The following is a 26,301-nucleotide window of genomic DNA, read 5'->3' on the forward strand; positions in this document are numbered from 1 at the left end:
AAATTAAACTATAATTTACTTATGCTTTGAAAAGGACACGAATCATACGTTAAGATCTTTTCTTAGAGAACAGGGTCATCGGCTGAAAGCCCTTAAAAGAGACACGTTTGATTTACCACCTTTGAGCAAATATGGGGAATCGTATTAGTATTACATGAAACCATATTCGGGATTAACCCCGTTATCCATTATGAGCGTATTGACCATTTATGTGTCCGTACGGAATTAGGGTGGCACCACGACCGCACTCGTCCCTTGTTTAGGGATGAGTGCGTTTTTTATTTTCTAAAACTAAAAAAAGCTTGCTATGAAAAGGACATGAATCATTTGATCACATCTTTTCCAGAGACTAGGGTCACCGGCTGAAAGCCCTTAAAGATACCATTTGATTTACCACCTTTGAGCAAATATGGGGAATTGCAACATCTAGCATGAAACCATATTCGGGATTAACCCCGTTATCCATTATGAGCGTACTGACCATATTTATGTTCGTACGGAATTAGGGTGGCACCACGACCGCACTCGTCCCTTGTTAGGGATGAGTGCGTTTTTTTATTTATTAAAAAAATTTTCAGGAGGAATAAATGATGTCATATGAAGTAGAAGTAGAAAAAAGAAACCACCGTGTACTAGGTCAGGAACTAGAATTATTTATGTCAATGGAAGAGGCTCCTGGAATGCCCTTTTTCCTACCAAAAGGAATGATTATTCGAAATGAGCTAGAAAATCTGTGGAGGAAAAAACATCAAAGAGCTGGTTACCAAGAAATCAAAACTCCAATCATGATGAAACAAGAGCTTTGGGAACAGTCAGGACACTGGGATCATTATCATGAAAACATGTATTTTTCTAATGTTGATAACCAAAATTATGCGATCAAACCAATGAATTGTCCTGGTGCCGTATTACTTTTTAACAGCAAACGAAGAAGCTATCGAGAATTACCTGTACGATTTGCAGAACTAGGGTTAGTTCACAGACATGAGCTTTCAGGATCATTAAATGGACTACTACGTGTTCGTTCTTTTACTCAAGACGATGCCCACCTCTTTGTTCGAGAAGATCAAATTGAATCTGAAATTGATAAAGTGCTTGATTTAATTAATGAGATTTATTCAGAGTTTGGGTTTAGCTATAAAATTGAACTCTCGACTCGACCTGAAAACTTCATGGGATCTGAGGAACTATGGGATAAAGCAGAGCAATCTCTAGAGGCCGTTTTAAACTCAAAGAAAATTGATTTTGTTATTAACCCAGGTGATGGTGCGTTTTATGGTCCAAAGATTGATTTTCACATTTTAGACTCTTTAGGACGTAGCTGGCAATGTGGAACTGTTCAACTCGACTTCCAAATGCCTGAAAAATTTGACTGTAGTTACATTGGTGAGGACAACAAGCCACATCGTCCGATTATCATTCATAGAGCAATCTATGGTTCAATTGAAAGATTCATGGCCATCTTAATCGAACATTTTGCTGGTGAATTCCCTGTTTGGCTAGCTCCTGTCCAAGCAAAAGTAGTACCAATCGCTGAGGTTCATCATTCATATGCAAGAGAAATTGAGGAACAATTGGTATCAGCTGGAATACGCGTTGAATTGGATGATCGTGATGAAAAATTCGGGTTGAAAATTCGAGAAGCTGAACTAAAAAAAATTCCTTACATGGTGGTCATTGGTGATAAAGAGTTGGCTGACAAATCAATTGCCATTCGAAAGCGTAAAGCTGGGAATATAGGTGTTATGAATGTTCAAGAGTTTGTTCAAATTCTAATAAAGGAAAAATAACCTAAAGCGTTGAATCAATAAAGTACTCACGCTTAAGGGGTTGAATGTAATGACAACGATTCAGGAACAGATAAATGCACTTGAACAAGAGATATTCCAAAAAAAGAAGCAGCTTTTAGATTTACGAAAGTCTGTTGAAGAAAGATTAGTTTCCAATTATGAATTTGTTACATCTTCAAAGCAACAAACGACATTACTCGATTTGTTTGGTGATAAAAATGAATTATTTGTCATTCATAACATGGGTAGAGGCTGTTCTTACTGTACAATGTGGGCTGATGGATTTAACGGAGTATATCATCATCTAGTTGCAAAAGCCGGGTTCGTCCTCGCGTCTCCAGATGAACCTTCTGTTCAAGAAGATTTTGCAGCTGAACGAAAGTGGCAATTTCCGATGGTATCAGTAAAAGATAACTCATTTACAGAAGATGTAGGTTTCATTATCGAAAATCAACATTATCCTGGTGTTTCGACATTCCGAAAAGATGAGTATAATAACATTTACCTTCACACTCAAGCTTTCTTTGGACCTGGTGATGATTATTGTGTTCCTTGGCATTTATTTGACCTTCTTCCTTCAGGTTCTGAAAATGTCCAAACAAAAAGAAACCTTAATAGCCAGTCAGCTTTTCAGCTCACAAACAATATCGCCATTGGCGTGAAGGATTATGAAAATGCGCTTGCTTTTTACAAGGAAGTCATCGGGATGAAGGGCGAACAAATCTTTGAAAATGAAACTAAACTTACAATGAGTGGTACTTCTTTCTTTATCGAAAATAATCCAGCAAACAACGTTCACTTTGAGTTTGCAGTTGAGGATATTGAAGCAGCCAAAAACCTTCTATTAGACAAAGGATGTCAAATTACAAAAGAATATTCAGCAAAAAGTGTGATGATAGAAGATCCATTTGGATTAAAGTTTCACTTGTTCGAGCCAAAAAAATAAGAAAGAGAACGACGCTTGGGAATAAACATCTTACCCAAGCGTCATTTTTATTTCATAAGTATTTCATGTAATTCTAGTGGTGTGATCGTACCTTGATGGAAATATAACTGCCACCTACCATCAATCATCTTCCAGATGGAGCTACGTAACGTATTTCTATCTCTCGTCTCATCTCGAATATAATAGGTTGATAGTACTACGCCATCAGCTAAGGGATAGATTTCATAATTATGTAGAGTCATCTCCGTTAAAACAACACCCGTATCAAGGCATTCTTTTTTAGTAAACATATACCCTGAGCTTCCAATCTCAAAAAACTCATCCGCTAGTATTTTATCAAGCTCTTCCCTGCTCTTACGAATTTCTAGATTCGTATGTCGTTCTTCTAATTCTTTTAGATGGGCTTTCAATTCTTCCTCCATAGGTCTCACCTCTTCTTATTAGATTGAATCAAGTTCAGCTACTGTTCTTTCATTCACTTGGTCACCTGTATTAAGTGTTGATTTCGGTTCAAGTAAAAGTACGTGAACTTCCTCTTCTGCTACTGGTAAGTGCTCTACTCCTTTTGGCACAATGATAAATTCCCCTTCATTTACCCTAACATCTTTATCTCTAAATTTTAGAAGCAAAGTCCCTTTTACAACCAAAAACATCTCATCTTCATATTCATGACTGTGCCAAATAAATTCTCCTTTTAGTTTTGCAAACTTTACATGGGTATCGTTAATTTCTCCAGCAATTTTAGGGCTCCAATGCTCATTAAAAAGAGAGAATTTTTCACTGATATTTACTTTTTCCATTTGTTACATTCCTCCTTTAAAATTAGGTTAGTATTTTCCAACCATATTTTTACACACCTTTCTATACTTAAACCAATATTTCGATTATTATAACACTATTACACTATTTATGAACGGAGAATGTTCATGAAAAAACCTTCACGAAATACTGGTTTATTTCTCGTAATTACTGGCTCTTTATTTTGGGGAATCTGTGGTACCGTTGCACAAAAGCTTTTTCAGGAATTTTCAGTTGATGTAAATTGGCTCGTTACCATGCGATTACTAATTGCCGGTGTATTACTCTTAGCTGTTCAATTTTTTATAAAGGATCGAACACAAATTTTAGGAGTTTGGAAGAATAAGAGGGTAGCCATCCACTTAATCATTTTTGGGTTACTCGGTATGCTTGCTGTGCAGTACACCTATATGGCCTCCATCCATCATGGAAATGCAGCAGTTGCAACCTTACTACAATATACAGCTCCGGCAATGGTTATTATCTACTTGGTTTTACGAAAACTTACCACATTAACAAAAATCGATATTATCACAGTTACCCTTGCGATCGTTGGCTGCTTTTTTCTTTTAACGAATGGTTCACTTTCGCAACTATCTGTCCCAACAATAGCTATTATCTGGGGAATTCTATCAGGGGTTGCATTAGCTTTTTATACACTTTACGCTGTGCCATTGCTAAAACAATTTGATTCTTTAGTAATTGTAGGATGGGCAATGATCATTGGCGGGATAGCCTTAAGCTTTATTCATCCACCATGGAAAATGGATTATACTAGTTTAACGGTGGAGGCGTATTTATATCTAATCTTTGTGATCGTTTTTGGTACCATGATTGCCTTTTGGTTTTACATCGAAAGTCTACAAAGTCTTTCACCAAAGGAAACAAGTTTATTAAGTAGTATTGAACCACTTGCAGCAGTTCTAACAACAGTTATTTGGTTACATGAGCCATATGGCTTTTTTCAATGGGTCGGAACGGCATTTATATTTGGAATGATAGTATTACTAGCTTTTTCTAAAAAATCCACTGCTGTTGCTTCTGAAGCGAAAAATAAAAGTAAACGTACAAAACCCCTAAGAGTTAGTTAACTCGAAAGGGGTTTTCCTGTTTATTTTATAGGAATCCATAACTCCGAATAACAATCAGGACTTGTTGGGTCATCATCTGTGTACATCTCAAACTCCGGTGTCCCGGCATGCTGGTACCCACTTGTTGGAAACCATTCTGAAAAGATTTGCTTCCATGCGCTTTGCATCGCATCTGGCATTGCACCACGCACTTCAAAGATTACCCATTTCGAAGCAGGGATTTCTAGGCATTCATACCCTTCAGGTGTTTCACCTATATGTTCCGTAGCTACCCAATAGTCCATAGCTTGGTTGGAATTAGCATCCCTGTTATCCACGCAAACACCAAGAATACCTTTGATTTGTCCATTATTTGATTTTGCCAGAAACCTGCAAGTACCATCTGAGTTAACTTCATCCCACATTTTGGGGATTCCTTTTAAATTCTCTTCATTTAGTAAGGAAAATTCTCGTTTTTTTCCTATAACTCTAATTGAATCTCTTTCTACAATATTAAACTTCATTGGTTCTGCTCCTTTCAAAGTTACCTGGATGACCAGGCGCTCATAGAATGTCAGCTTTCCAACAAACTTTCTCGCCTCACTTGGCACAATTCCGTGTTGTCTACGAAAAGCTTTTGTAAAAGCCTCAGGAGTGTCATATCCATATTTATAGGCGACATCAATCACTTTACAGCTAGTAGTTATTAGTTCTTGAGCAGCTAGGGTAAGTCGGCGTCTTCTCACGTATTCTCCAATCGATATATTCGTTAATAAAGTAAATGTGCGTTGAAAGTGAAAAGCCGATGCGTTTGCCTGCTTAGAAATCTGCTCAATTGTCATCTCTTCTAATAAATTTTCTTCTATAAAATTAATTGCTTTCTGTATTGATTCAACCCAAGCCATATGTCTCACTCCTTAGTTTTATTCTAACAAAGCTTCAAAAGGGCATCCTGTCAATTAATGCTTAGTGATGACAGGTAAATTACTTATGCAACAGTTCCCTACACCACACTCAAACCATTCATTTCTAACTTGCCAATTGTATTCAAATAAAGTTCTCATGTACTTCCCCCTATCGCTTCAATTTATAATTCTACTATTATTGTCCATTCCCTTTTTAGATTTAACTTAGTAATGCAGGGTAAAAAGTGATTGACCGAATTCTATCATAGTTGGACCGAAAACTAGCTATCAATGACCGATAAGTAGCGGTGTTTGACCGATATCATTCTAGGTTAGACCGAAAAACTTCAACCGCATAAACACAAACCTAATAAGAGGACAGTAATAATAAGCAAAAGAACTCAAACTGCACATAAATTCGACCAAATAACGTAAAAAAGCAGTAACTTCAGGAGAGAAGTCACTGCTTTATCGTTACTGTTATATATTTTGCACATATCTATCATCAGGAATTTTATTTAACATTACATAAAGACTTGTGTTTTCTTCTCCTTCTGCAATAAAAGAAAAATCAGACTCTCCACCGCATACAACAACATCATCTTTAGTTACCTTTACTTCGTTTCCATCAATCGTAAATGTTCCTTCACCATTTAGTACTAAAAGATACACATTAGTACCTGGATGTTTATGTGTGGGTAGTGCTTGACCCGGTGTGAAATTTAAGGCAAAAACAGTGCTCTCACCCTCTTTAAAAATAATTCTTTTCGTAAATCTCTCTGTACTGTATTCAATAAATTCTTGTAAGTTTGCTTGCTTCATTTAAGGTCACATCCTTTTATTTTTGATCTTACTATCTATATGATAGTCCTTCTCAATTATAGATGGTGTGATTTATATCACGAAATAAAAGTGATGTTTGTTCTATAGTAAAAAGTATAGTTGAAGTAAAAATGACAAAGTGCATTAAACTAGAGCATTTTGTTCTAATATAAATCGGGAGGTCCAAACATGTTATCTGGAAAAGTTATATCTGTAATATCTGGGAAAGGTGGAGTTGGGAAATCTACCGTTTCTACAAACTTAGCCTTGTCACTAGCTAAGTTAGGCAAATCAGTTGCATTAATAGATGTTGATATTTATGGAAGTAGTATACCTAATATGTTGACTATTAACTATGGTCCAAAAACTATGAATGGCAAAATCGTTCCTGTAGAGTCACACGGAGTAAAGGTAATGTCAATGGGCTTTATCGTAAAAAATAATGATCCTGTCGTGTTACGTGGACCAATGCTTGGTAAAGTAATCGAACAATTTATTAATGACGTTCTATGGGGAGAATTAGATTATGTTGTTATAGATATGCCTCCTGGAACTGGAGATGTCGCTCTAGATATTAATCGTCTGATTCCAAGCTCATACCAAATTCTAGTAACAACACCACATCCAACGGCCTCACATGTTGCCCAGAGAGCTGGTAAAATGGCTAACGCCAATAACCACCAAATCTTGGGTGTAGTTGAAAATATGGCATACTTCCAACCAGCAGAATCTGAACCTAAGTATTATATTTTCGGAGAGGGTGAATCCGACAAGCTAGCAGATTCACTTGGTACTCAGTTGATTGCCCAACTTCCAATTATGGCTCCAATTAAAGGAGAGGTTGAACCTTCTATTTACCATGAAGGTACACCGCTATATGAGAAATATATGGAACTAGCGCGAAAGATTGAAGAATTAATAGGGTAATAAAAATGCTCAGGACTCTCCTGAGCATTTCTCCTTTTTTTGAAATTTAGTTCCTAACCTGTAAAGACTTCCTCTTCCGGGTACTTAATTGGTGATTTCTTTGGCCTAGCCAAGGTAAATGCTAAAGTTAGAGGTCCAATCCTACCAATAAACATCATAATGATAATCACCTGTTTACCCACAGCAGTTAGCTCAGGCGTTAACCCCATTGACAACCCTACTGTACCAAAAGCTGAAACCACCTCAAAAAGAATTTCTAGGAAAGGTGCCTTTTCTGTTATCGTAAGAATAAATAAGACAAGAAAAGTAACAGAGAGACTTATGACGATAATAGCCAAAGACTTAATAATGGTTTGTAGCTTAATAGTTCTGTTAAATACCATTGTTTCACTTCTTCCCCTTAGGAAGGTAATGGTAGCTAACACCATCACGATAAAAGTTGTTACTTTAATTCCACTGGCTGTTGAGGCACTTCCTCCTCCAATGAACATAAGTAAAATCATAAGTAATAGTGCTGGAGTAGTCATTGCTCCAATATCAATTGAGTTAAAGCCAGCTGTTCTAGGAGTTACCGCTTGGAAATAAGCTCCCCAAAACTTATCTGATAAAGGTAGTGACCCTAAAGTCGCTGGGTTAGCATACTCTAAAACAAAGATAAGTAGAAAGGCAACAATATTTATAGAAAACGTCCCTACAATCATAATTTTAGAATGCAAGGTTAATCGTTTGAAGTTGCGTTTAGACCATAAGTCAACGAGAACGGTAAAGCCAATTCCTCCTGTTATAAACAAACTTGTAATAACGATGTTTACAATCGGATCACCAACATAGGCTGACAAGCCATCTGACCATAACGAAAAGCCAGCATTATTATAGGCTGAAATGGTATGAAACAAGCTTTGATACATGCCTTCTCTCCATCCAAATTCCGGCACCCAACTAATGGACAACAAAATAAAGGCAATGCTCTCAAGTAACAGTGTAAAGATTAATAGAATTTTAACTAACCGAACAAGTCCTCCCAAGGAAGTCTGATTAAATGACTCTTGGATGAGAATTCTTTGTTGTAGACCGATTTTCTTCCCAAGCATCATGACAATTAGAACAGCAAATGTCATCAACCCTAATCCGCCTAATTGAATAAGACACATGATGACGATTTGACCAAAGACAGTATAGACCGTTCCAGTATCCACAACGACCAACCCTGTAACCGTAATGGCAGATGTAGCTGTAAAGATAGCATCTAACCAAGAGATTGATGATGTCGTAGCAACAGGTAGCTTCAGCAAAACAGCACCAATAAAGATAAAGGCTATGAAACCTAATGCTAGTACTTGTGGTGGGCTAAGATGAATAACGCTCCCTTTCCATTTATTTGTGGAAATAAATTTGCGCATTCTCATCACACACCTTTTTCTTCAAAACGTCTGATATCACTGTTATGACCCATTACGACTAGAATGTCTTTCAACAACACTGTATCTGTTGGTAAAGGTGAAATATTGACTTCTTCTCCTCTTTTTACTGCTAAGATCGTACAACCAAACTTTGCTCTTACATCCATCTCAACAAGTGTTTGATTTGCATTACGCTCTGTAGCTACTAACTCTACGATACTATAATCATCTGATAGTTCGATATAATCTATAATTTTTTCCGAGTCAAGATGATGCGCTACCCTTATGCCCATATCTTGCTCAGGGCGGACAATGCGGTCTGCACCGATCTTCTCTAGAACTTTATGATGGTAATCATTTTGGGCTTTTACCCATACATTTGCTATTCCTATTTCTTTAAGTAACATTGTGCATAGAATACTAGATTGAATGTTGTCTCCAATCGCCACAATAACATAGTCAAAGTTTCGAATCCCTAGTGCTTTTAATGCATTTTCATCCGTTGCATTTGAAATGGCTGAGTGAGTCGCATGATGAGCGATGGCATTTACCCGCTCCTCAATTTGATCAACCGCTAACACATCGTGACCTAATCGGTAAAGTTCCTTGCAAACACTGCTGCCAAATCGTCCTAATCCAATAACTGCAAATTGCTTCTTCATGTTGTTTCTTCTCCTTTTTCACCTTACACCATAGAAAAAAGACCATCACAAATAGAATGGTCTAGGTTCGTGCCTATGACCTTTCTCTCGAAAAGATACATTTAACGCTTACGGAGTTAGCTGTCGGATTAGGGACTGAGAGTATCCCCTCTTACAAAGTAAGACTCACCCCAAGGCATTTGATATGCCATATAAGTGGTTCCCCCGCTCTACAATAGATTCAGCGATTAAAAGGTGCTAGGTATTAAATTTTTGATTTATGGAGATTAATTTACTCCTGTTTTGGAACATTGTCAATTGTTTTTTTGTAAAGAAATTGTAAAGAAAGACTCATCATTTATACACTATTTCACCATTTTTATCATCTCTAGTAATTCAACTAAACAAGCTTTGTCCCCCCAACATATATTGCCAGTGGGAGGTGAAATACATGTCAACTTGTTAAAGATTAGCTAGAATCATAGGAGGTAATGCACAAGTGTCTAATGGGGATTGTGTTGTTTCAAGACTACGAAACATTAACGCATCCATTTTAAACAGAAGAACAAGATCTCCATTATTACCATTTGCATTATCCTTTTAAAATCTAAAAGGCGGAAAAACACATCTTTACTCTCCATTTTCTAGGAGTTATTTTTTTAGACGTGAAAAAAAATAGAAATTCTTAATAAACATATCGGAAAAAACCTAAACTATTTAGTGAAATCCATAATAGATTCAATGATTCACAAATATCCTCCAGTGATAAACAAGATAATCTGCCCCACAGGCTTTGCTAAACTTCAAACTTGGTCTGTATTGTCCATTTCTTTTAAACAATAGAATTATTTTATAAGTTTAAGAATTCTCCACTTTTTTTCTGGGAAATTAAAAAACCAGTTTGCCTTACTAACTGTTGTGTACCCTAAGATCAAGTCCATTGGAATTTCAGTTGATGCATTAACATGTGATAAATCCACTCCAACAACTCTATGAGATGGAAATTCATAATTTCCGATTGCCATGTTGTTCATCAAAAACATAGGTGTTTCCCTCGTTGTTCCAGAAGAATCAGTACCAACTGAAGTACCGATCTCCTCAAAATGAGCGGAATTACTTTTAATAAACTGTAGATCAACCACTGTCATTCCTGCACCTGTGTCAAAGACGCCGCTCGCTTTCTTCCCCCCAATACGTACATCAACATAGGGATGATACTTATTACCAAGAACTAAATCGTTTAACGGTACATCTACATCCACCTGATGATCAACCAGAACTTTATTCGAATCAAAACAAATCTGGAGGCTATGATCTTTAAGGAAATCCATCCCAATAAGATTCTTTGTCACATTTTCCTTTTCTTCCGTACGATACATTTTAAAATTTCTCTTTGAAATTGGACCTACTTCTATATGGGGAATATTGATCTCTTGCTCCCTTATAGTAGCAAAAACACCTGTCCCTGTACTTTCTCCCAAACTAGTAAATGTAGCAATATAGTTATCTGTAGTGATCGTAGACTTAGCAGAGCCTGTATCAAGCAGAAAGCGATACTTATTACCACAAATGACTCCTTCAACAAATACTTCAGCACTTCCATCTTTATCAGTTTTTAGATTTAGACCTATTTCCTTCATGCTACGTCCTCTTTTCTGATTTGATAAGTAAATTATACGTCTAAAAAATCCTAGTGACCACCGTTCACATTTACCGTTAAAATATTTTTCTTTTTACGAACAAATGTTCTTTACATGTTTTTGCTAATGGATTATTATGGGTTTATACTATTAATTGGGAGTGATTGAAATGTTTAAAAAGCAAACTGTACCATACCTATCATTCGTGGACAATGCTAGAGAAGCTCTTGAATTCTATAAAGAAGTATTTGAGGGTGAGATTCTAAATGTACAAACCTTCGGTGAAGCTGATTACCCAACACCTCCTGAAATAAGTGAGAGAATAATGCATGCACAGTTTAAAAAGGACGATCTATTTCTTATGTTCTCTGATTCCTTCCTAGGTCACGAAATTAAAGAGGGTAATCAATTATCGTTAGTTTTAGAATTTGAAAATCAAGAAGAAATTAACAAAGTGTATAAGAGATTAAGTGAAACTGGTACCGTCTATATGGAACTTCAAGATACGTTTTGGGGTGCTACCTTTGCAAAAGTGAAGGACAAATTCGGGATTACATGGGATCTAAATTATCAAAAAGATCAAAATTAACAGTGCTACATAAAAAAACTGGTTCTAAAGATTGCCAGGTGTTTATATTTTCATGAAATGGAGATTACATATGTATGAGCTAAAAACGAAAGAAACAGAAAACAGTGTTATTGAGTTTATAGAAAAGGTTGATAACCCCAAAAAACGTGAGGATGCCTACAAGCTATTAGACATATTTACAGAAACAACAGGATATCCTGCAAAAATGTGGGGGCCAAGTATTATTGGTTTTGGGTCATATCATTACAAATACGCTTCCGGACATGAAGGAGATGCACCACTTGTCGGCTTTTCACCTCGTAAAGCAAAAATAAGTCTTTATTTTGCTACTGGTGTTACAGAACGTGATGAATTACTAAAGGATTTCGGCAAGCATACCTCTGGAAAGGCCTGTGTTTATATTAATAAGGTTGCGGATATTGATGTGTATGTATTAGAAGCACTTATAAAACAATCCATTGCATTTTTACAAAGAACGTATGGATAATCCTTATATAAAGTTCAGAAGACTGGAGTAATCTTTTTGAAAAGTAAAACAAGGATAGAGAGGCTTTTTACTGCAGGTCTATCCTTGGATAAGTTTTATACCTATACTAATATACCCCTTCTTCAAGAACTGACTTATTATCTGTTTTGCATTTACCCATAATCTCTTGTTCCAATAATTCTATAAGATCTTCTTCTAACTCTAGTAAGATTGTCTCTTTTTAAGCAATGAGGAGTTTACATCTCTTAACTGATTCATGATATCCCCCACCTTTCATCATTTTTATATTTTAAGTAAAAAATAACCATTGAACTTGAAGTAAATAACATGTAAGATAACAATACAAGCTGCGTTGTACGTAATTTTAATTAAGTTTTAACCTTTAAGCTGTAATAGGGAGTTTAACATCGAGCTGGAATGTCATGCCTCATCATGTGCTGGAGGAAGACAGGAAGGTTTCTGCAAACACCCACTTTGAGAAGTGGTGGTTTAAAACTTTCTTATGCGGATTACGGCAAATGTGGCTTTCTACCTTTAACATTCCAATCCAGTCTCTAATCAGGGATTGGATTTTTTATTTTCCTACTATATCTTATCCCATAAATTCTTAAGTTGTTGATTAATTGCTTTTCTTAGCTCCTCATTTCCTAGCTTATTACTTCCTAATAAATACTCAACTGGTGCTTCGCCAACTGCTTTTCTACATATTGGATAAAAATACGTAGATTCACCAATATCAATTATTTTTTCTAAGATAATCTCATGCTGCCAGTAGTTCCCGAAATCATAGATATAACGACATATATCCTTCTCTTTTGTTAACCAATTTTCTATTGTACTATCTACTCCTGAAAGAGTAACTTCCTCTGCCAAAAGGTCGTTAGGGCCAATTGTAACCCCATGGTTTTTGATCATTTTTCCGTCAGACCGAATAACTTCAAATAAATACAAATGATCTCCCTCCCATTCAAATAAAATTTGAAGAGTTTCATGTAAATTAGCAAACGACATTTTACTACTAACTTGAAGCCTCCGCCAAATGATAGGAATTGTGCTAGTCAATGTTATTTTTAATTGGTAAATCATTAATTAACCCCTTTCTTAGTTAATGAAATTGGAAACAAAAACACGTAGGTTGTATGAAATGTATGTGAACGTGAAGTTGAAAATCATGGCAAAAGTTGAATGATTGATTGGAGCGCGAGGGTAGACCAAGATTAGATAATAAACCCAAGCGTAAAGAAGATTAGTGAGGAACGGCCAACTTTGTTTTTCGTGTAATATGCATTATTAATATAGTGGAAAAAATAAATGAATAGTAAATGCTACTGTAAATGCAAATGCAGTAGTACGATGAAATTTCTTACGAAATCCAGAGGATTTTTTATGTCTTAAATAACCTGCAAAAAGGGTCAGCATTAAGAAAGAAATTGAAAGATAACCACTCACTAACTTGCCGTGAAAAAATCCAATACGATTACCTAGTTCGATAAGCATGATGATAGCATGAATCGTTACAAAAGCTGTTCCAACAATCCCTAATGGAATATGAACTTTCATCATTTTTCTTGAGAGCTTGGCTAGGGTTGTTCTAAGCTTACGAATTTTCGACTTACGAATAACAAGAAATATAAAGTACATATTAACATTCACTAAAAACAACAGTATTCCTGCTTGGGCCAGTAATTGCCCTGTGATTACCGATAAGGACTGATTCTGTTGAAACAACCAGATATAAACTCCTGAGCAAAAAACAAACAGCACGTTTATAATAATCCAAGCATAATAAGACATCCAAAACATCTCCCTTACCTACACATTATACCAAAATCATCTCCCCTGCAGTGTTCTCCATCACAGTTTAGGGCCTGACCCCCAGTACGTTAAAGCTTTAACGCACTGGGGGTCAGGCCCCAAAAGACATAATTGTTAACTATTTATCTGCCATGAAGCAATGTATTCGTAATTTGAATTTGGAAGGTCCATTTCTGGGTCTTCTACTATCCATTTACCTTCGAGACTTAATTCTTTGCAAGCCATATCAAATTGGCACATCGCAATGCCCATGTCCAAGAGTTGCATATCATAACCCAAACTACTACTATAATTTGGTGTATGTTCTATGTACAGATGAGAGGTCTTTCGATCAGGTGATACGACAAGCCTCCATGGTTGTTTATTAGATGCAGAGGGTCCCAGTCTCAACATTTCTATCGGGATAGCAAGAGGCCCAGCGTTCTCCTCTCGTAATGGTTTGTCAAATGCAGCATCAAAGAACAGCTTCTCCCACGCTTTTTTGTTATCTGCTTTTACAACTACCCTTACAGCTTTATCAAATATTCTTTCTTTCTCGTTCGGATAGCCAATTGGTGTGATACAAGGGATAAATTCTCCATCTTTGATTGAAGAGAGCTCCTGTTCAAATGAGTTTCGACTAAATGTTCCACCCATCCAACACGTTCCCAACCCTATCCCCGTAGCAAATAAAGTTAACTTATGAAAGCTATAAGCAAAATCAACTAATGAATACTTATTTTTTTCAGTGATTCCTACTAAATAAGCTCTTGGGTTCTTAATAAATCCATACGTACCAAGCTTAATCCCTTTATCTGTTACATTATTGTTCACCTGCACTAATGCAACCTTACCCTGTCTATTGAAAGGTCCACTAAAACTTCCTGCTTTTTGTATGTATTCAATAATAGCTTGATAATCGCCATCTGATATGTTTTCAGTTTTATATGTTCTAATTGATTTTCGATTTCTCATCACTTCAATCATGGACCTATTATCATTCATTGCCTCTCACACCTCTCTGACCACATTACTTATACATATATCATATCACAAGCAAAGTTTCCTCTCCCATTCCACTATTTCAATGCTTATTTCATAGAAAGTCTAATAATTGTAAAATATAAATAGTTAAAAAGCAGTTATAATCGATTATAATATAAAGTGGTTTTCTTGATTTGTAGGAGGATGTCTAATTGAAGAAGTTACAAATATATATTTACATAATATTGATGCTAGTTATTAGCACTGGATGCTCTAATCTTGAAACAGATAACGAGCAGAAAGATAAAGATATCCAAGTAGGGCTAACCATCTCAGCTGCAGCCAGTTTAACTGATGCGTTGAACGCAATTAAATCTAAATTTGAAGCAAAGTATCCAGAAATTAAAATCACATATAACTTTGGGAGCTCAGGTACCTTGCAGCAACAAATCATTCAGGGTGCTCCAGCTGATTTATTTTTTTCGGCAGCCGAGGACAAGTTTTATGATTTAGTTGAAAAAGGGTTTATTACACCTGATAGTGGAGTCGATTTAGTCGGGAATTCATTAGTTTTAATAACACCTAAAGAGAACAGCAAGGAAATAAAAATGTTTGAGGATTTACCATCTCAAGGAGAAACAATTTCGATTGGTACACCTGAGACTGTTCCTGCCGGGAATTATGCTAAAGAAGTGTTAGTGAAATTAGGAATCTGGAATAGCCTTGAACAAAAAATTGTTTTTGCAAAAGATGTACGACAGGTCTTAACATATGTTGAAACAGGAAATGTAGATGCAGGAATTGTTTATCATACAGATGCCCTTGCATCAGCTAAAATTGAAATTCAAGAGATAGCTAAGGAAGATACACATTCACCTATCATATATCCTTTAGGTATTTTAAAAGAGAGTAAAAATCCAAATGAGGCCAAGCTATTCTTCGATTTTATGCAAACAGAAGAAGCTCTATCTATTCTCGAAAGCTACGGATTTGTGGGTCTTTTAAAATGATAAATGACGTAATCTGGAGCCCTGTAAAACTCTCTTTACAAATTGCTTCGTTTTCTTTACTTGTCGTCTTGATTTTAGGTGTACTAATTGCTCGTCTAATGGCAAATCGAACGTTTAAAGGGAAATCGATAGTTGACACATTGCTGCTTTTACCTTTAGTTTTGCCTCCATCTGTCGTTGGATTCTTATTGATCGTGATTTTTGGTAAAAACTCATACATTGGTCAATTCATTGAATGGTTGTTTAATCAACCGATTATTTTCACATGGTGGGCTGCTGTTATTGCTGCCATTGTTGTTTCATTCCCATTGATGTACCAATCCGTTCTAATTGGATTCGAATCCATTGATAAGGACATAGAAGATGCATCTAGAATTGATGGAGCAAGTGAGTGGAATGTATTTTTACAGATTACTGTTCCACTGGCATCGAAAGCCATCATTACTGGAGGAATTTTAAGCTTTGCCCGTGCACTAGGCGAATTTGGTGCTACACTCATGTTTGCTGGGAATATACCTGGGAAAACTCAAACGATTCCCACTGCCATTTATGTTGCAATGGATTCAGGAAACATGGGCCTAGCATGGACCTTAGTTATAATCATACTCTCTATTTCATTTCTAATGCTGATTTCGATTAACCTTATAAAAAAACGATATTAAATAAGCATTTCTACATCTGGTAGGGATGCTCTTTTTCAAAAAAAATAACACCCAGAAATTAATCTGAGCGTTACCTTGTGTTTAGAATTTATTATTTTGAAACTCCACCGATTGTTTCTTTTTGCTTTACTAAACGAGGAGCAGTTACAAGTAAAAGGACTAAAACAATTGAGCATAAGATGAATGCTCCTAGTGCTGTTCCACCGTTAACAAATAGAGAGTAAATAACTGGAGACATATCTTCTGGCGCATAGTCTCCCCAGAAAACAACACCTGCTATAAAGTGCCAGAAATAGCGTGCAACTGTTCCTACTAATACAGCAACAATTACCCAAAGTGCAATAGCACCCTTATTATTTTCCTTAACTGCTTTTTGGATGGCAGGATATAACAGTCCCGCAAACCCAACAAATGCAAAAGCAATAAAATATTCAATCGCAAATTGAAGTGGCGTTAAAAAGTAGGCATCCCCGGTTACTACCTGAAGTAGTCCCCATAGAAAACCAGCTACTAAACTCACTCTGAAGCCCCAACGTAATGCTAAAATAAAGATTGGAACCATCGCAACTGAAATGGACATCCATGGTCCTAGTTGAATGGAAGGTAAAAAATCAAGAATTAGTGCAAATGCAGCGAAGATAGAAGCTTCAATCATTGCTTGCAAGTTCATTTTCTTCATAAAAAAATCTCCCCTTTGTTCATTATTCGTAACCTCAAGGGGAGATTCCATAGGTATTACAAAATACCTATGTCTCTATTTCACATTCCTGCGCTAGCATTATCTAACAGGTTCGAAGGGTCAGAACAGAGAAAAACTGTTCACTCTCAGCGTAAAGCTCCCCTTGTGGTATACAAGTTATTAAGTTCATAGTTGATTATAACCGAATTATATATTTGTTTAAAGTGTTAAATGTTAATTATTTGATTTAGTTGCTAAAGGTGAACTGAATTGAATACTCCAACACTGTAAATCTTTCTGACTATAAACCTTTCAGTGCCTTACTCACAGGAGTTTCCCCATTCACCAGATCGAACCCCTTATGGTACGTGGTTTCTTCAGAAAGTGACTCCATTACAACCTTTGCAACATCAGCTCGAGTAACAGATCCTCGTTCTAAACTAGGTCCTACAGTCACCTTTCCTGTTTCATCTTCATTTAGAAGACCACCTGGCCTTACAATCGTATAGTTCAATCTACTTTGAACAAGTGCTCTGTCTGCGTAGTGCTTCGCAACATAATACGGTCGGAGCTTCTCATTCCAGTTATCACGTGTATTCGCCCCAAGCGCACTTACCATCACAAAGCGGTTAACATTCACTTGCTCTGATGCCTCCACTGTTTTTACCGCACCATCAAGATCAATTAAAAGAGTTTGATCATATCCAGTTTGCCCACCAGATCCAGCTGTAAATACGACCGCATCACAACCTCTAATTGCCTCAGCCACTTGTTCGACTCCATCTTCGAGACTAGCTACAACCGTTTCTACACCTTTGGTCTTAAAGAACTCAACCTGTGCATTCTTTCGTACCATCGCTCTAACCGTATATGCCTCACTATCCTGCAGGAGGTCTACAAGTAACTTTCCAATTTGTCCATTCGCTCCTACTACACAAACCTTCATCCAATCAAACTCCTTTCTTCTTTTCTACATCTATTATTGCATCTTAAGAAACTCCCTTCAAAGGTTATGCTTTTATCGTGCAAACTATAAGCCATTTCAATAATATGCCTTCAGATAAAATTCTGAATTTTAAGACTTATCATTTCATAAAACAGATACATCGTCGATATAATAAAAATTAACATTTTCACTATTAATATATTCTTTTAAGGTGGTGCTCACTTGGAACTCATCGAATATCTATATCCCACTACATGGACAGGAGCAACTGTATTTTTACTTGGTAGTTTACTAACAGTCTACCTACACTTGAAAGTATACAAACTTGAAGAATAATAATTGATTCCCTTTGGAACTTTCCCACAAAAAATACCGGTGCGAACGCGGCCCGGTATTTTTTACAGTTTAACCCTCTTCGTTTCTAAATCGTACCATTTTACCCAGCGAACAGTGCCCACTCCGTTTCGTTCATCAATTTTCACTTTAAAATTGTGCTTTCTATAAAAATTCCTCAAGCCTTCTGGGTTATCTGAAATATCTCCAACAATTTCAATAATCCCTTCTGACAAGCAATACGACTTTAAATATTTTATGAGAATGGATCCAAGACCGCGATTGTGCTTATGCCCACGAATATCCCCAATATGTATACACTTGTTGTTATATACCTGTGATTTCGCTTCAAACGTTAATATCGCAGCATCACAAGAAAACGGGTCACTCCATTGATTCTTTCCTTCTTTTTTATACATTGCAAAAATACAATAGTTATCCCTACTTTTAAACTTGTAAACAATAACTTTATTATTCGAGTTGTCCAATTCTGTTCCTAAAAAAACTAGATCGTGCTGTTCCAACGTGTTAATTATTTTTTCCATAATTATCACCTCATCCTAGTTTATGCTTGTATTAGTTGATTAAGAAGAACAAATTAAACAGTTGTTTAGGAAAGATGTCATGATTCTAATCTCCCTCTTAAACTATAGGTAAAATTTACTCTTTTCTACCTTTAAACGAACATACGTTCTAAAAGTGATAGAATTTTTTGCTACTTGGTGCTAATATTAAACTAGTATCTATACAAGCAGGTGGGCAGTTCACCATTTCCCTTGAAGGGAGGTGGTAAGATGACGACGTTCGAGGCAATCACTGTGGCACTTCATTCTAATCTCGTATTGGTAGGTGTATTAACAATTGTGATCATGTTATTCGTCGAAAACAAAAAGAAGTAACCTCCCCCGCCTGACCTAGGTAAAGGGTAGCTACTTCTTCTGAGTAAGTACTTGTTATACTTGGTGGCCGCTCACATTGCGGCTGTAGATGCTATTGATCAGATGTTCGCAGCATCTGATCTTTTTTAGTTAGTTCAATTATAAAATAAACTACACTGACGAATCAAGAAGTTGTACAGAAAAACAAAATGCCTTTCAGTAGCTATACTAAAAACCATCCCCTGCTATGTAAAGTTACAATCAAGGGATGGTTTTTAATAATTAATCTTTTAATTTAACCGGTGTAACAACAGCATATAAGTTTTGAGATGAATCTTTTACATTCACTTCTACTACTTTATACCCTGTTCCGTTGTTATCTTTATTTGTAATCACAGTATTTAGTTGATTTACGTACATCTTATAATCATCCTTTCAATATTACTCACACAAGAACTACTATATTCAGGAGATTATAAAATGTGACTACTTTTTTGTGAAATTTTCTTGAAGTCGGTCTTTTTATTTAACAAGCACCATTAGTTCCTCATCATAATATTGATCTTCAATTTTTAATGCTCGTTTATCGACTCCATATGTTTTAAAACCAAGTGATAAGTATAACCTTTTAGCTGGCTCGTTACTTGCATTAACCGTTAGGTATATTTGTTCAATCTCATCCAATTTCTGTGCCTCTTCAATTGCGGCAACCATTAGTTGCTTTCCTACCCCAAGTTTGCGGTGGTCTGGGTTGACATACATTGCAAAAATAGTTGCTCGATGCTTTATTTTATGTCTCGTCTCCAATACTAACGAAACAACTCCAACTAAAGTATTGTCTATAAATGCTCCGAAAGTGAAAGAAGTTCCTTCATCTAGGCGGCTTGCAGTTCTTTCGAGTGGATACTCCACTTCTTCTTCATAGCTCGAAGAAAAAGCCTCGGGATTTCCTTGTAGTGCATGTAACCTTATTTTTCTATAAGCTTCTGCATCGCTGGAGTTCAGTATTCTAATTTCCATACAGTTTCTCTCCTTTTATAAAAAAAGAGCTACACTAGGCAACTCCTAACAAATAAGTACTATAATACATTGTACTCACTGTTTTTGAACGTATTCGATTCTTGTCTGACAATAATTCCGATTAAGACAACTCGTATATAAGAAGAGATGTCACCTTTCCTATGTACAATATTCGAAAGAGCATTTAACACTTCAGTCTTTTCTGAATAAGTAAGATTTGTATCAATTGCTTGAATAATTTTGTATCGGTTATAAAGATAAATCTTTTTCCCAAGCTTGACCCTTATATGCAGTTCAGGAAGATCACATAATTTTTCTATTGTGCCCCATGCTGCCTCAGAAGTAGTTCTGTTAGTAGAAGTCGTATGTAAACTCATGATGAATAGTTCCTCCTTGATAACTTGGCAATCATAGTGTTTTCCTCACGTTAGACCCATAGCTTTGCGTCCTTACCTTTCGATAAGTTTGCCTTTTAACTAGAATCAAAATTCCCTTACTAATAGCGTACTATAAACTGGACAATCTTTCATCAACTAATTTCAGTAAAAAGTAGTCTGTGAAAATAGAAAAAGAGTGGAATCTCCCCCACTCTTCTAACTAAACAGCCTCAGTTTTTTTATCTTCATTAAAGTTAGTTAAAAAGTTTATCGCAATTTCATTAAATTTATCAGGTTGGTCGACATTACAAACATGTCCACTGTCTTCAATAATTTCGAGTTTTGCATTTGGACTTTTCTTAACTGTTTCTTCCACTGGAAGTAAGAACATATAATCTTCTTTCCCCATGATATAAAGGGTCGGAGTTGTAATTTTATTTTCCTCAAAATGAACCAATAAAGGAGCAACATCCGTTGTAAGTTTGAACCACTTAATAAATTCTTTTTGACATAACTTTTTTGCCTGATTAACGAATAGCAATCTAGATTCTACATGTCTTTTTTTAGGCATCAGACACCACGCAAAAAATTTATATAACCACATATATGGTATTAGCTTTTTCCCTAAGTTACCTAATGTAATAAGCGTTTTAACACGAGTGTTTAAGCGAATCACCGCTCCACCTAATACCATCGATTTTATCTTCGTAGGATCAATCTCTGCAATATTACGAATTAATATTGTTCCAAGTGAGATTCCAATAAAGTGGGCTGATTTAATTTGCAAATGATTAATGACTTCTAAAATATCTAGGCTCACATCTTTAAAAGAGTAGTTTTTACCGAGCATCTTTTGGTCCTTAGACTTCCCATGTCCTCTAAGGTCAATTAACAGGATATTAAAATGTTTTTTAAATTCTCTCAACTGTTTATACCAAATGGACGAACTTCCACCAGCTCCATGGATAAATACAACCCAGTCCTGTTTCGTACTTAGTTCATATGTTTTATAATAAAGCATCTTGTCCTCCTGAATGCACTAGTTGATAAGAAAGTAATTATTCATTATAAAAAGACCTTATCAATACATGATTGATAAAGGTCTCGCTAACAATTAATTTTGCCAACAAGGCCGGGAGGTATACTCCGTAATGACGATCCTTGCCGTAAAAGCTACTCCCCTTTAGGAGGTCCCTATTCACTTAAATACAGAATACTATAAAATGAGATTTTTTGCATTATTAAATAACAGGAAATTAGTAAGAGAACCTTACATATTTTTTTCTACTAGTTCTGATTGAAGTGTTCCTGATTTTAGGATCCCATAGCCTATAATTATTGCTGGGACTGTTATTAGTAGTCCAGAAAGCAGCGCCATTTGTTCAGGTGCTATTTTTGCGAGTAAAGCACCAGTAAGAATCATTGTCGTGCCAAGGATAACATTAACTAAAGTATAGATAACAGAAAACAGTCGCCCCAGATACTTTTCTGGTATGTATTGCATAACCATAGTCCCGACAAACGTGTTTCCAACACTTACGCCAGTAAGAGCAATAATTAGCATCAACCCTCCTACTAAAATATTCGGTGAAAAGCTGAAAAAGGTATAGGCTATTCCTTCGATTAGAAAACCAATGGCAATCGCTTGCTTTGGCCACTTTTCAAAATACGGTGAAAGATAACCACCTAAAATTTGTCCAATCCCAAAACAGGCATACAATATGCCAACTCCGATATTCTCTAATCCGTAGACTTCAAAGGCAAAAACATTAGGAATTAAGTTCATTACCCCTCCTCCAATAGCCCAGAGAACATAATAAATTAAGATCAACTGGATAATCGGAACCTTTCGAATTAATGGAAATACAACCTTATATTGTTTAAGAGAGAATTTTTCATTTGTTTCATCATACTCATGTTTTGGAAATCTAGTTGTTAGCATAATTGATCCAGCTATCACCAAAGTGATTGCATTAACACCAAAGGCTAAATTACTTTCTAAGATAGTTGTAACAATTCCTCCTAGCATCGAACCCAGAACCATCATGATTCCAAAGGCTGTTGAATGTAAGGAATTTGCCTTAAGAATATTCTCTTTCTTGACCAATAACGGTATTGAAGAAGAACGAGTTGGCATTTGAATAGCTGTAGCTGACATCAAGATAAATGTTGAAACATATATCATCCAAATATCTTCAGCAGTCGAAACAAAGATAAGCGAAAAAGCGGCCAAAGCCTGAACAAAATCACAAATGACTAAAATCTTCTTTTTAGAAAAACGATCTGCTAGTAAGCCACCTATTGGTCCGAATAACAGATGAGGTAACACTCGCAAAGCCATTGTAATCCCCAAGGCCACACTTGTATTTGAAAGGTGCATGAGTAGACTAAATACAGCAATACTGTGAAACCAATCTCCAACCCCACTAATAAAAACTGAAGTCAGAAATCGAGTATATTTCTTTTCTTCTTTTAAAAACGCTACGTTATTTTTCATCAGAATCCCCCATCACCAAGCGATGAATTATATAGGATATTTTCGACAGGAAAATTGTAATACCTTTATAAAAATATTTGTTTAATCACTTTGAAATTTGACGTTCCTTTCCGCTGCAGGCACTTGCTTTCCGCGGGGAGGAAGTCGAGCCTCCTCAACGTACCGTTTGCGGGGCCTCGACCTTTCCTTTACTTCCCGCAGGAGTCAAGTGCCTTCCGCTCCAATCCACTCGGTTAAATATTTTATCAACAACTCTAATTTTACGAGAAGTAACACTTAATAAAAACGAGCTACCTTGGGCAGCCCGCTTACAATCTGTTATTTATACTCCAAATGCTTATGTTCGAAAATTGATTCTGTCGAATTTCTGACTAAGATAAAGTGATTTACATTGTCTAATCCATGTAAATTGCAATTGTGATGAGCGATAATTTGCTCAGCCGATAATACATTATTATCAGTTGTTGAATGCCCATCAGCTACTAACGTAACATCAAATCCAAGGACAGTCGCACTTCTAGATGTGGTGTCCACACAAAACTCCGTCTTACATCCAACAATCACTAAATGCTCTACATTTAACTCTTTTAGGGTTTCAGAAAGAGTAGTCAAATAGAAGGCATTGGTTGCTGTCTTTTGGATGACAAATTCTGTTTCTTGAGGAGCAATGCTTGGATGTATCTTTTGCTCTTCTGGATTGTTCGCACCCACATCTAAATCTTGAACATAAATAACAGGCAAATTGTCTTCTCTTGCTCTTTCAATCACATTTTTCATAACCTCGAGAACTTGTTCTTTCCTAAAAACAGGTCCAATCGAAGGGCCTTCAATGATGCCTACTTGTGCATCAATGACAAGAACAGCTGTTTTTGACATACTCTTTTTCCTCCTAAAAAACACCTTAATTAAACTTTCTTTACAGGATATTATGGTATTCTACGAAAACGTCCCAATTCCTACCAGCTCCAAAAATAAAAAAATCCCTTAAAAAGGGATAAAGATGGTAGATAAAGTATGTTTGATTTTCTTCTCAGATGACCGGATAGTACTGTTCATATTTTGGATTACAGTAATACGGCGGCCTAAAACCAATTTTAGAGATTTGAAAATAATAAGGGTTGTCATTATATAAAATTACTTCCTTTTCATTCGATTGGTAGAGTAGCATCAGTTCTATTTCCCAATTTAGTTGATAACCAGCGGCTTGCATACGAATCCCCCTCTGACTTTTTCTTTCTTCCTACAATATTCAATCTTTTAATCATTTGACACTTTTGCCAGGCCAGGCACTTCATTAGCCCATATTACATAATGTAATTCGGAATGAACTTTTTAGGAGGATACCGAATGGCTAAAGAGAAAAGCAATCAGAATAATCAAGAGTATCCAATGTACCCAAATTACGGGAAAATAACTAAGTATGAAGAAATTGCTCTAACTGTTCCTGAACAGCGTCAAGTTCGTCAACCAGGAGTAGAGAACCTAATGGTCCCTCGACCAATCATCGAAAATCCAAATTATACAGGTAGTGGAAAACTAAAAGGGAAAGTTGCACTTATAACAGGTGGAGACAGTGGAATGGGAGCTGCAGTTGCCATTGCATTTGCTAAAGAAGGAGCAGATATAGCGATTGCATATTTAGATGAGTACGAGGATGCAACCCGGACGAAGAACCGGATAGAAGAACTAGGTAAGAGATGTCTATTGCTGCCTGGTGATTTAAGACAGAAACAGCAATGTGTAGATATAGTTGAAAAAACAATCCAAGCTTTTGGTAAGTTGGATGTTTTATGTAACCATGTTGGTATCCAATTTCAACAATTAAGCTTACTTGATATAACAGATGAGCAGTTTGACGACACATTTAAGGTAAACATTTATTCACATTTTTACACTACTAGAGCAGCACTTAAATACTTAAAAGCAGGTAGTTCCATCATTAATACCGCTTCAGTTGTAGCTTATGTTGGATATGAACAATTAATTGATTACACAGCAACAAAAGCTGCAAACGTAGGATTTACACGGGCATTGGCTAACAACTTGGTGAAGGAAGGAATTCGTGTGAATGCAGTGGCGCCTGGGAAGTTCTGGACCCCTCTCATCCCCTCCAGTTTCTCTGCTGACCAAGTACCTCTTGCAGGAAATCCGATGGATCGCCAGGGCCAACCTTTCGAGATAGCTCCGACATTTGTATACCTTGCATCAGATGATTCACGCTTCGTTACAGGTCAGACATTACATGTTAATGGCGGTCAATTCACAGCGTCATAAAAAAATACCCCCAATAAAATTTAAAAATTCAGTTGGGGGTATTTTATTTATAATATCTTAGTTAATATCACATCATCTTAATCATTTCTAATACAACAGCTGCTGATTGATTTGCCGCTAGCTTCTCAAAATTTTCATAGGACATTGCTGCTTCATCATCAGCTTGATCTGAAATGCATCTGAGGATGAGAAACGGAATATTGTTTAAAAATGCGACGTGCCCTATTGCAGAGCCTTCCATTTCTACACATGCAGGTGAGTATTCATTTATTATCGTTTCTTTTAACCTAGTATCGCTTACAAAGCACTCACCACTTACAATTCTTCCAAAATGGTAATTAGGTTTAACTTCCAAAGTTTCACATGCCTTTTGAGCCAATACTATCATTCTATTATTCGCAATGAACGATTCTTGATAAGGAAACAAATTTTTCATTTGGGCTTTTCTCACATCATGGTGTGTGACATCTGAAGAAATAACCAGGTCTAGTATCCCAATTTCTTTTCGTAAACTCCCTGCAATCCCCGTATTGATTATACAATCCACATTAAACCGATCAATTAGAATTTGTGTACAAGCAGCTGAATTAACCTTCCCAACCCCGCAACGTGTTAAAACAATATCTTTTCCAAATAATGTACCCGTGTAGAAAGGGAAGCCTGCGACAGTAGAGTTTTCATAAGTTTCCATTCTAGCAATAAGTAAATCTATTTCGACTTGCATTGCTCCTATAATGCCTATCTTCTTCATTGTATTTTTTCCTCTCAACTTATTTAGCATCTAACATTAATTCGACCATTTATCACTTTTTCCTTTTCAAAACACTGGGAA

Annotated in this window: 30 protein-coding genes, 1 other RNA gene and 3 riboswitches; of the genes, 10 read left to right on the top strand and 21 right to left on the bottom strand. The window is 36.3% G+C overall.

Annotated features, from left to right (window positions below; genetic code table 11):
• Window positions 1-590: 590 nt before the first annotated feature.
• Together thrS and J2Z26_RS20000 are read left to right on the top strand one after the other, a co-directional pair.
• A complete protein-coding gene (thrS, locus tag J2Z26_RS19995; protein ID WP_193535014.1) occupies window positions 591-1,790 on the top strand; it encodes a threonine--tRNA ligase in 1,200 nt (399 codons plus the stop codon).
• A 49-nt stretch (window positions 1,791-1,839) separates the two neighbouring features.
• The gene (locus J2Z26_RS20000; protein WP_193535015.1) at window positions 1,840-2,736 is read left to right on the top strand and encodes a DUF899 family protein; all 897 of its coding nucleotides are present in this window, start codon (window positions 1,840-1,842) and stop codon (window positions 2,734-2,736) included.
• A 47-nt stretch (window positions 2,737-2,783) separates the two neighbouring features.
• Here J2Z26_RS20000 and J2Z26_RS20005 read toward each other — a convergent pair whose 3' ends face one another.
• Together J2Z26_RS20005 and J2Z26_RS20010 are read right to left on the bottom strand one after the other, a co-directional pair.
• Complete coding sequence (locus J2Z26_RS20005) at window positions 2,784-3,158, bottom strand: nuclear transport factor 2 family protein (RefSeq protein WP_193535016.1); 375 nt, start codon at window positions 3,156-3,158, stop codon at window positions 2,784-2,786.
• An 18-nt stretch (window positions 3,159-3,176) separates the two neighbouring features.
• The gene (locus J2Z26_RS20010) at window positions 3,177-3,536 is read right to left on the bottom strand and encodes a cupin domain-containing protein (RefSeq protein ID WP_193535017.1); all 360 of its coding nucleotides are present in this window, start codon (window positions 3,534-3,536) and stop codon (window positions 3,177-3,179) included.
• 126 nt (window positions 3,537-3,662) lie between these two features.
• Between J2Z26_RS20010 and J2Z26_RS20015 the strand changes: the two genes are divergently transcribed.
• Window positions 3,663-4,625, top strand: a complete 963-nt coding sequence (locus J2Z26_RS20015; RefSeq protein ID WP_193535018.1) for an EamA family transporter — start codon at window positions 3,663-3,665, stop codon at window positions 4,623-4,625.
• A 20-nt stretch (window positions 4,626-4,645) separates the two neighbouring features.
• On the opposite strand, the gene J2Z26_RS20020 is transcribed toward J2Z26_RS20015, so the two are convergent.
• A complete protein-coding gene (locus tag J2Z26_RS20020; protein WP_193535019.1) occupies window positions 4,646-5,509 on the bottom strand; it encodes an AraC family transcriptional regulator in 864 nt (287 codons plus the stop codon).
• 480 nt (window positions 5,510-5,989) lie between these two features.
• Window positions 5,990-6,331 carry a cupin domain-containing protein gene (locus J2Z26_RS20025; RefSeq protein WP_193535020.1) on the bottom strand — a complete coding sequence of 114 codons (342 nt, stop codon included), beginning with the start codon at window positions 6,329-6,331 and terminating at the stop codon, window positions 5,990-5,992.
• 189 nt (window positions 6,332-6,520) lie between these two features.
• Between J2Z26_RS20025 and J2Z26_RS20030 the strand changes: the two genes are divergently transcribed.
• The gene (locus J2Z26_RS20030) at window positions 6,521-7,258 is read left to right on the top strand and encodes an Mrp/NBP35 family ATP-binding protein (RefSeq protein WP_193535021.1); all 738 of its coding nucleotides are present in this window, start codon (window positions 6,521-6,523) and stop codon (window positions 7,256-7,258) included.
• A 53-nt stretch (window positions 7,259-7,311) separates the two neighbouring features.
• Here the strand turns inward: J2Z26_RS20030 and J2Z26_RS20035 are convergent, their stop codons facing one another.
• The 3 genes from J2Z26_RS20035 to J2Z26_RS20045 form a co-directional block, all read right to left on the bottom strand.
• Entirely contained in the window at window positions 7,312-8,658 is a 1,347-nt protein-coding gene (locus J2Z26_RS20035) for a TrkH family potassium uptake protein (RefSeq protein ID WP_193535022.1), read from the bottom strand.
• A gap of 5 nt (window positions 8,659-8,663) precedes the next feature.
• Entirely contained in the window at window positions 8,664-9,320 is a 657-nt protein-coding gene (locus tag J2Z26_RS20040) for a potassium channel family protein (protein ID WP_193535023.1), read from the bottom strand.
• 90 nt (window positions 9,321-9,410) lie between these two features.
• Window positions 9,411-9,556, bottom strand: a riboswitch (cyclic di-AMP (ydaO/yuaA leader).
• Between the two features lie 588 nt (window positions 9,557-10,144).
• Window positions 10,145-10,939 carry a retroviral-like aspartic protease family protein gene (locus J2Z26_RS20045; protein WP_193535024.1) on the bottom strand — a complete coding sequence of 265 codons (795 nt, stop codon included), beginning with the start codon at window positions 10,937-10,939 and terminating at the stop codon, window positions 10,145-10,147.
• Window positions 10,940-11,108: 169 nt separating this feature from the next.
• Here J2Z26_RS20045 and J2Z26_RS20050 point away from each other — a divergent pair, with 169 nt between their 5' ends.
• The 3 genes from J2Z26_RS20050 to ssrS all read left to right on the top strand — a co-directional run bounded on the left by J2Z26_RS20050 (window position 11,109) and on the right by ssrS (window position 12,546).
• Window positions 11,109-11,528, top strand: coding sequence for a VOC family protein (locus J2Z26_RS20050; protein WP_193535025.1), 420 nt, complete (start codon window positions 11,109-11,111; stop codon window positions 11,526-11,528).
• A 70-nt stretch (window positions 11,529-11,598) separates the two neighbouring features.
• Window positions 11,599-12,015 carry a DUF1801 domain-containing protein gene (locus J2Z26_RS20055; RefSeq protein WP_193535088.1) on the top strand — a complete coding sequence of 139 codons (417 nt, stop codon included), beginning with the start codon at window positions 11,599-11,601 and terminating at the stop codon, window positions 12,013-12,015.
• A 341-nt stretch (window positions 12,016-12,356) separates the two neighbouring features.
• Window positions 12,357-12,546, top strand: a non-coding RNA gene (gene ssrS / locus J2Z26_RS20060) — 6S RNA.
• A gap of 54 nt (window positions 12,547-12,600) precedes the next feature.
• Here ssrS and J2Z26_RS20065 read toward each other — a convergent pair.
• The 3 genes from J2Z26_RS20065 to J2Z26_RS20075 form a co-directional block, all read right to left on the bottom strand.
• Window positions 12,601-13,101, bottom strand: coding sequence for a plasmid pRiA4b ORF-3 family protein (locus tag J2Z26_RS20065; RefSeq protein ID WP_193535026.1), 501 nt, complete (start codon window positions 13,099-13,101; stop codon window positions 12,601-12,603).
• A 204-nt stretch (window positions 13,102-13,305) separates the two neighbouring features.
• A complete protein-coding gene (locus tag J2Z26_RS20070; RefSeq protein ID WP_193535027.1) occupies window positions 13,306-13,809 on the bottom strand; it encodes a hypothetical protein in 504 nt (167 codons plus the stop codon).
• Between the two features lie 135 nt (window positions 13,810-13,944).
• The gene (locus J2Z26_RS20075; RefSeq protein ID WP_193535028.1) at window positions 13,945-14,814 is read right to left on the bottom strand and encodes a nitroreductase family protein; all 870 of its coding nucleotides are present in this window, start codon (window positions 14,812-14,814) and stop codon (window positions 13,945-13,947) included.
• A 191-nt stretch (window positions 14,815-15,005) separates the two neighbouring features.
• Between J2Z26_RS20075 and modA the strand changes: the two genes are divergently transcribed.
• Both modA and modB read left to right on the top strand, forming a co-directional pair.
• The gene (gene modA / locus J2Z26_RS20080; RefSeq protein ID WP_227413634.1) at window positions 15,006-15,803 is read left to right on the top strand and encodes a molybdate ABC transporter substrate-binding protein; all 798 of its coding nucleotides are present in this window, start codon (window positions 15,006-15,008) and stop codon (window positions 15,801-15,803) included.
• Window positions 15,800-16,465, top strand: a complete 666-nt coding sequence (modB, locus tag J2Z26_RS20085) for a molybdate ABC transporter permease subunit (protein WP_193535029.1) — start codon at window positions 15,800-15,802, stop codon at window positions 16,463-16,465. The genes modA and modB overlap by 4 nt, the downstream gene beginning before the upstream one ends.
• Before the next feature lie 91 nt (window positions 16,466-16,556).
• On the opposite strand, the gene thiT is transcribed toward modB, so the two are convergent.
• From thiT to J2Z26_RS20135, 10 genes are all read right to left on the bottom strand, one after another.
• A complete protein-coding gene (thiT, locus tag J2Z26_RS20090) occupies window positions 16,557-17,144 on the bottom strand; it encodes an energy-coupled thiamine transporter ThiT (protein WP_193535030.1) in 588 nt (195 codons plus the stop codon).
• A gap of 68 nt (window positions 17,145-17,212) precedes the next feature.
• Window positions 17,213-17,318, bottom strand: a riboswitch (TPP riboswitch).
• 127 nt (window positions 17,319-17,445) lie between these two features.
• On the bottom strand, window positions 17,446-18,090 hold the full coding sequence (locus tag J2Z26_RS20095; protein ID WP_193535031.1) for an SDR family oxidoreductase: 645 nt from the start codon (window positions 18,088-18,090) through the stop codon (window positions 17,446-17,448).
• Window positions 18,091-18,488: 398 nt separating this feature from the next.
• Window positions 18,489-18,968 carry a GNAT family N-acetyltransferase gene (locus J2Z26_RS20100; RefSeq protein WP_193535032.1) on the bottom strand — a complete coding sequence of 160 codons (480 nt, stop codon included), beginning with the start codon at window positions 18,966-18,968 and terminating at the stop codon, window positions 18,489-18,491.
• 615 nt (window positions 18,969-19,583) lie between these two features.
• On the bottom strand, window positions 19,584-19,721 hold the full coding sequence (locus J2Z26_RS20105; protein ID WP_193535033.1) for a hypothetical protein: 138 nt from the start codon (window positions 19,719-19,721) through the stop codon (window positions 19,584-19,586).
• Between the two features lie 102 nt (window positions 19,722-19,823).
• A complete protein-coding gene (locus tag J2Z26_RS20110; protein ID WP_193535034.1) occupies window positions 19,824-20,321 on the bottom strand; it encodes a GNAT family N-acetyltransferase in 498 nt (165 codons plus the stop codon).
• A gap of 59 nt (window positions 20,322-20,380) precedes the next feature.
• Window positions 20,381-20,698: a hypothetical protein gene (locus tag J2Z26_RS20115; RefSeq protein ID WP_193535035.1), complete on the bottom strand. Its 318-nt coding sequence runs from the start codon at window positions 20,696-20,698 to the stop codon at window positions 20,381-20,383.
• Between the two features lie 15 nt (window positions 20,699-20,713).
• A riboswitch (cyclic di-GMP riboswitch) is annotated at window positions 20,714-20,801 on the bottom strand.
• A 117-nt stretch (window positions 20,802-20,918) separates the two neighbouring features.
• Window positions 20,919-21,719, bottom strand: coding sequence for an alpha/beta fold hydrolase (locus tag J2Z26_RS20120; protein WP_193535036.1), 801 nt, complete (start codon window positions 21,717-21,719; stop codon window positions 20,919-20,921).
• Window positions 21,720-21,968: 249 nt separating this feature from the next.
• A complete protein-coding gene (locus tag J2Z26_RS20125) occupies window positions 21,969-23,195 on the bottom strand; it encodes an MFS transporter (RefSeq protein WP_193535037.1) in 1,227 nt (408 codons plus the stop codon).
• A gap of 318 nt (window positions 23,196-23,513) precedes the next feature.
• Entirely contained in the window at window positions 23,514-24,071 is a 558-nt protein-coding gene (locus tag J2Z26_RS20130) for a cysteine hydrolase family protein (RefSeq protein WP_193535038.1), read from the bottom strand.
• Between the two features lie 154 nt (window positions 24,072-24,225).
• Window positions 24,226-24,405: a hypothetical protein gene (locus J2Z26_RS20135; RefSeq protein WP_193535039.1), complete on the bottom strand. Its 180-nt coding sequence runs from the start codon at window positions 24,403-24,405 to the stop codon at window positions 24,226-24,228.
• Window positions 24,406-24,542: 137 nt separating this feature from the next.
• Here J2Z26_RS20135 and J2Z26_RS20140 point away from each other — a divergent pair, with 137 nt between their 5' ends.
• Window positions 24,543-25,469 carry an SDR family oxidoreductase gene (locus J2Z26_RS20140; protein ID WP_193535040.1) on the top strand — a complete coding sequence of 309 codons (927 nt, stop codon included), beginning with the start codon at window positions 24,543-24,545 and terminating at the stop codon, window positions 25,467-25,469.
• 67 nt (window positions 25,470-25,536) lie between these two features.
• Here J2Z26_RS20140 and J2Z26_RS20145 read toward each other — a convergent pair whose 3' ends face one another.
• On the bottom strand, window positions 25,537-26,220 hold the full coding sequence (locus J2Z26_RS20145; RefSeq protein ID WP_193535090.1) for a 5'-methylthioadenosine/adenosylhomocysteine nucleosidase: 684 nt from the start codon (window positions 26,218-26,220) through the stop codon (window positions 25,537-25,539).
• Window positions 26,221-26,301: the final 81 nt, after the last annotated feature.

The organism is Cytobacillus luteolus, from assembly GCF_017873715.1.
In the GTDB taxonomy this organism is placed as follows: Bacteria; Bacillota; Bacilli; order Bacillales; family Bacillaceae_L; genus Bacillus_BV; species Bacillus_BV luteola.

Bases quoted from the DNA above. Each gene is read 5' to 3' on its own strand.
- thrS (WP_193535014.1), top strand. From the start codon at position 591: ATGTCATATGAAGTAGAAGTAGAAAAAAGAAACCACCGTGTACTAGGT.
- J2Z26_RS20000 (WP_193535015.1), top strand. From the start codon at position 1,840: ATGACAACGATTCAGGAACAGATAAATGCACTTGAACAAGAGATATTC.
- J2Z26_RS20005 (WP_193535016.1), bottom strand. From the start codon at position 3,158: ATGGAGGAAGAATTGAAAGCCCATCTAAAAGAATTAGAAGAACGACAT.
- J2Z26_RS20010 (WP_193535017.1), bottom strand. From the start codon at position 3,536: ATGGAAAAAGTAAATATCAGTGAAAAATTCTCTCTTTTTAATGAGCAT.
- J2Z26_RS20015 (WP_193535018.1), top strand. From the start codon at position 3,663: ATGAAAAAACCTTCACGAAATACTGGTTTATTTCTCGTAATTACTGGC.
- J2Z26_RS20020 (WP_193535019.1), bottom strand. From the start codon at position 5,509: ATGGCTTGGGTTGAATCAATACAGAAAGCAATTAATTTTATAGAAGAA.
- J2Z26_RS20025 (WP_193535020.1), bottom strand. From the start codon at position 6,331: ATGAAGCAAGCAAACTTACAAGAATTTATTGAATACAGTACAGAGAGA.
- J2Z26_RS20030 (WP_193535021.1), top strand. From the start codon at position 6,521: ATGTTATCTGGAAAAGTTATATCTGTAATATCTGGGAAAGGTGGAGTT.
- J2Z26_RS20035 (WP_193535022.1), bottom strand. From the start codon at position 8,658: ATGCGCAAATTTATTTCCACAAATAAATGGAAAGGGAGCGTTATTCAT.
- J2Z26_RS20040 (WP_193535023.1), bottom strand. From the start codon at position 9,320: ATGAAGAAGCAATTTGCAGTTATTGGATTAGGACGATTTGGCAGCAGT.
- J2Z26_RS20045 (WP_193535024.1), bottom strand. From the start codon at position 10,939: ATGAAGGAAATAGGTCTAAATCTAAAAACTGATAAAGATGGAAGTGCT.
- J2Z26_RS20050 (WP_193535025.1), top strand. From the start codon at position 11,109: ATGTTTAAAAAGCAAACTGTACCATACCTATCATTCGTGGACAATGCT.
- J2Z26_RS20055 (WP_193535088.1), top strand. From the start codon at position 11,599: ATGTATGAGCTAAAAACGAAAGAAACAGAAAACAGTGTTATTGAGTTT.
- J2Z26_RS20065 (WP_193535026.1), bottom strand. From the start codon at position 13,101: ATGATTTACCAATTAAAAATAACATTGACTAGCACAATTCCTATCATT.
- J2Z26_RS20070 (WP_193535027.1), bottom strand. From the start codon at position 13,809: ATGTCTTATTATGCTTGGATTATTATAAACGTGCTGTTTGTTTTTTGC.
- J2Z26_RS20075 (WP_193535028.1), bottom strand. From the start codon at position 14,814: ATGAATGATAATAGGTCCATGATTGAAGTGATGAGAAATCGAAAATCA.
- modB (WP_193535029.1), top strand. From the start codon at position 15,800: ATGATAAATGACGTAATCTGGAGCCCTGTAAAACTCTCTTTACAAATT.
- thiT (WP_193535030.1), bottom strand. From the start codon at position 17,144: ATGAAGAAAATGAACTTGCAAGCAATGATTGAAGCTTCTATCTTCGCT.
- J2Z26_RS20095 (WP_193535031.1), bottom strand. From the start codon at position 18,090: ATGAAGGTTTGTGTAGTAGGAGCGAATGGACAAATTGGAAAGTTACTT.
- J2Z26_RS20100 (WP_193535032.1), bottom strand. From the start codon at position 18,968: ATGGAAAAAATAATTAACACGTTGGAACAGCACGATCTAGTTTTTTTA.
- J2Z26_RS20105 (WP_193535033.1), bottom strand. From the start codon at position 19,721: ATGTACGTAAATCAACTAAATACTGTGATTACAAATAAAGATAACAAC.
- J2Z26_RS20110 (WP_193535034.1), bottom strand. From the start codon at position 20,321: ATGGAAATTAGAATACTGAACTCCAGCGATGCAGAAGCTTATAGAAAA.
- J2Z26_RS20115 (WP_193535035.1), bottom strand. From the start codon at position 20,698: ATGAGTTTACATACGACTTCTACTAACAGAACTACTTCTGAGGCAGCA.
- J2Z26_RS20120 (WP_193535036.1), bottom strand. From the start codon at position 21,719: ATGCTTTATTATAAAACATATGAACTAAGTACGAAACAGGACTGGGTT.
- J2Z26_RS20125 (WP_193535037.1), bottom strand. From the start codon at position 23,195: ATGAAAAATAACGTAGCGTTTTTAAAAGAAGAAAAGAAATATACTCGA.
- J2Z26_RS20130 (WP_193535038.1), bottom strand. From the start codon at position 24,071: ATGTCAAAAACAGCTGTTCTTGTCATTGATGCACAAGTAGGCATCATT.
- J2Z26_RS20135 (WP_193535039.1), bottom strand. From the start codon at position 24,405: ATGCAAGCCGCTGGTTATCAACTAAATTGGGAAATAGAACTGATGCTA.
- J2Z26_RS20140 (WP_193535040.1), top strand. From the start codon at position 24,543: ATGGCTAAAGAGAAAAGCAATCAGAATAATCAAGAGTATCCAATGTAC.
- J2Z26_RS20145 (WP_193535090.1), bottom strand. From the start codon at position 26,220: ATGAAGAAGATAGGCATTATAGGAGCAATGCAAGTCGAAATAGATTTA.